Genomic DNA, 3,109 nt, shown 5'->3' with positions numbered 1-3,109 from the left:
TGGTGTTACACGTGAGACGGAGGACTTAGCGGACGTGTCTCACGCTCACATATCGTGCGTAGCCGAGGGTCTGTCCGAACAGGGCATCTGAGGGGTTCTCGGAGTCGGTAGGCATATGTGTCCAATCACTGGAATCGCAACCCGTTTGACAGCATTCTTCCGGCCGAGATCTCGAATGTCAAAGGGGTATACCCGATTGACATGATCGCACTCATCCGGCCTGCTGGGCCGAAGTTTTCTCGAAATTTCATACTTTCGTGCGAGGCGCCCGCGGCGCCCACACTGTATGACCGGACCTGCGGCAGGTAACGGTTTGATTGCTTTCACACGAGCGACCCCGGAAGCCAACTCAGGGATTGTTAGGTTTAAGGACGGCTTATCCCCATGAAAGATCGTCCCCACCTTTCTTCACAGACTGCGAGACCATGCGAGAAGACTCCCGGATGGCCCTGGCCCCCGTTCATCCCCGCCGGTGGGTCCAGCGTGCCCTGGTGGCAGTCGTCGTCATCGTTTTCGCCATGGCCGCCATTTTCATCGTTTTCACGCCAGTAGAAACTGTTTCGAAGGTTCGGGTCGCAATCATCGATGGAGGAATTGACCCCACCTACCCAGCATTGAATAAGGCGAAGATCGAGGTTCGTTCGGTGCCGGGCGCCCCGTCGAGAGTGAGCGAACACGGGTCAGCCATGGCCGCGATCATGGTTGAAAGCGCGTCAGCAAAACCATCTACACGATCTCCGACGATCGAGATCGTCGATGTCCCGGCTCTTGATGTTTCTGGTGTCGGGGAAGTTGAAGACTTGGCGACTGGGATCACGACTGCGACGCAACAAGATGTGGATATGATCGTCGCCGCGCTCGGGACCGAAATGGACGTGCCAGAGCTGAAGGAAGCGGTCCGTCAAGCTCAAAACGATGGCGTGACCATCTTTTCCGCTGCCGGGAACGGTATTGGAGATTTCGCCTCATACCCAGCCCAATATGAGGGAGTGATCTCAGTGGGGGCACTGAACAAATCAGGCCGCCGCCTGAGATTCACGAATACTCGAGCAACGAATCTCCTTGCTTCCGGTGAGGAGATCCGCGTTGAGAGCCCGGGAGGTGGGGCCCAGCCGTATTCAGGGACGTCTCCTGCAACAGCGATTGCTGCGGGAAAGATTGCCGCGTGCTGGCCACTGATTGCTCCACACACTCTTGATCAGACCCGCAGGAACACTCCTGTCGATCAAGCGATAGAAGAATCCATTGAAGAACAAGGAAAGGATCCGAGGGAATGCAAGTCTCTTTAAGGAAGAGCGTTGCTGCTGTTGCAGCGGTGACCGCGTTAGCGGTGGGGCTGTCGACGGCAAATATTTCACCCGTCGCGGCCGACGAGCCAACCGAAGTACCAAGCGTCAGCACACATAGTGTCTCTGTTGATCCTGATGAGGCGACCTCAGGTGTTGAGTCGCTTGATGAGGGCGGCGACAACCTAGATACGACTGTAGACGTCGACGCGGTCGGTGGCACAGTCTCCACCTCGGTTGAGGCTGAAGGTATTGATTCGCGTGTGGATGTCGCCACGGATTCCGATGCTCCTCTTGATGAGCTGATCCAGTCGGTGACGGTTGAAGCAGTCGTCGATGGTGAAGACATTGAAAGCGAACTACTCGTCCGTGATTTCACCTATTTAGGTGATGAAGCCTTCACCGCAACTCTCGAAGATGCTCAGTCCGGAGAAACCATTGAGGTTTCTTCTGCCCAGGTGAATGCGCAGGCATTCCCGATTCTGTGGGTTCTTGGCCTCCTCGCTCGTGTCGGGATTAAAGCAGCGATCAAGCAAATAGGGAAGTCGAAGATCAAGAAGGCCACCTCCAAGTACCTTCTTCAGAAGGCCAACGCGAACACCTGGAAGCATATCCGGGCGAAGAAGCACAACTGGGGGAAGATTGGCGGCACCTCGCGATCGAAAATTGCGAACTTAATGTCTCGTGCTATGGCTAACGGCAAGCACTCGAAACGTGGTGCGAACGGAATGCAGGCTGTCCTTCCCTACAAGGGTAAGTACATAGTTGTCACATATGCGAAGAAGGGTGGGAAGATCAGTAATGGCTGGTGGGGTAAACCGTGATAGCGCACAGGCACTGACTGAGGCGATCGTCGCTGCGGAAAAGGGCTCACTTGACAGTGCGTTGCAGCTTGCGGGCGCTATGTCGATAAAGGACGTCGCCTATGCCCTTGTCGAAGGGTTCGAAGATACTGGGAGCCCCGTTCACAATTTCGAAGAGATCCGTGATCGGTTCATTTGGCGGTGGGTTTCTTCGCTCGACCCAGTAGAAGTACTTGCCGCGCTTGTCGCCATCGACGGTGTTTACAGCAACGATTTAGTGGTTCTGCCACATGCGGAAGACCGGTTCACGACCAGGCTCTTAGAAGCTTCTGCGGATGCCGTTCGTGTAATTAGCAAGCATCTTTCCTACGTGAAGGATCTTGCTGGAGGCCCCGATACTAGTTTCAATGAGGCCTTCGCCGCGCGGGTGACAGAACTTGCTGACGGTCCGTTGGCTCAGATGTCTGACGATTTGACCTCACAGGCTCAGCAGCTAGCGAAGCTACAGCAGAACGCTGATGAAATCGAGTCGGACGAATAGGAGCTAGCTTTAAACCCACAAGGGCGGGGCCGCAAATCTACGGTCCCGCCCTTGTGGGTGCGGCTGTTGGAGTTTGTGCAGACAGCTGACGAAATCGGCTTCGCAGATCGAGAGGGCGACTTTCCAGCGTCTAGGTGGTGCCGTCCTTGACAGTTTCGTTCGCAATCTAGTCCAGTTCTTGGACGGATTCGGTGAGCGGGGATACCCGGTAGACATTTCCGCCCGTCGTGACCGGCTCCACCGAATTCGTCTTGGAGGTCACATATTCGTGACCAACTACCGCGACAATCACTGACGCTTCAAGCCCGTTGTCGTTGCTTGCCGAGGAAGGACACGTTCCGTCGAACCTCCGTTCACGATATGGCTGTCCGAGAACTCGAGCTGATGAATTTTCACCTCCGTTGTGGCTAGGTAGCCGGTATAGTGAGGTTAGCCTCGAATAGTGGACACCCAAGGTAGCGGGATTTCAGGTCCTGCTG

General features: G+C 55.4%; 3 protein-coding genes. All 3 read left to right on the top strand.

The genetic code is table 11. The annotated features are described in order from the left end of the window. The first annotated feature begins 491 nt into the window (after positions 1-491). Genes INT40_RS20215 through INT40_RS20205 form a run of 3 tightly spaced genes read left to right on the top strand, consistent with a single transcriptional unit; the run spans position 492 to position 2,630 of the window. Positions 492-1,289 carry a S8 family serine peptidase gene (locus tag INT40_RS20215; RefSeq protein ID WP_162619320.1) on the top strand — a complete coding sequence of 266 codons (798 nt, stop codon included), beginning with the start codon at positions 492-494 and terminating at the stop codon, positions 1,287-1,289. Beyond that, positions 1,274-2,110 (top strand): SAR2788 family putative toxin, encoded by an 837-nt coding sequence (locus INT40_RS20210; protein ID WP_096161386.1) that lies wholly within the window; start codon positions 1,274-1,276, stop codon positions 2,108-2,110. The genes INT40_RS20215 and INT40_RS20210 overlap by 16 nt, the downstream gene beginning before the upstream one ends. After that, entirely contained in the window at positions 2,088-2,630 is a 543-nt protein-coding gene (locus INT40_RS20205; RefSeq protein ID WP_009885516.1) for a hypothetical protein, read from the top strand. Before INT40_RS20210 ends, INT40_RS20205 begins: the two co-directional genes overlap by 23 nt. The last annotated feature ends 479 nt before the right edge of the window (positions 2,631-3,109 follow it).

The sequence above is a fragment of the Brevibacterium sp. FME17 genome (assembly GCF_014897515.1).
Lineage (GTDB): Bacteria > Actinomycetota > Actinomycetes > Actinomycetales > Brevibacteriaceae > Brevibacterium.
Note: the sequence above shows the minus strand (reverse complement) of the source record. Positions and strands in the feature narration are given on the sequence as shown.

What these genes read in the sequence shown, in the direction of transcription:
- INT40_RS20210 (WP_096161386.1), top strand. Translation starts at nt 1,274, where the DNA reads ATGCAAGTCTCTTTAAGGAAGAGCGTTGCTGCTGTTGCAGCGGTGACC.
- INT40_RS20205 (WP_009885516.1), top strand. Translation starts at nt 2,088, where the DNA reads ATGGCTGGTGGGGTAAACCGTGATAGCGCACAGGCACTGACTGAGGCG.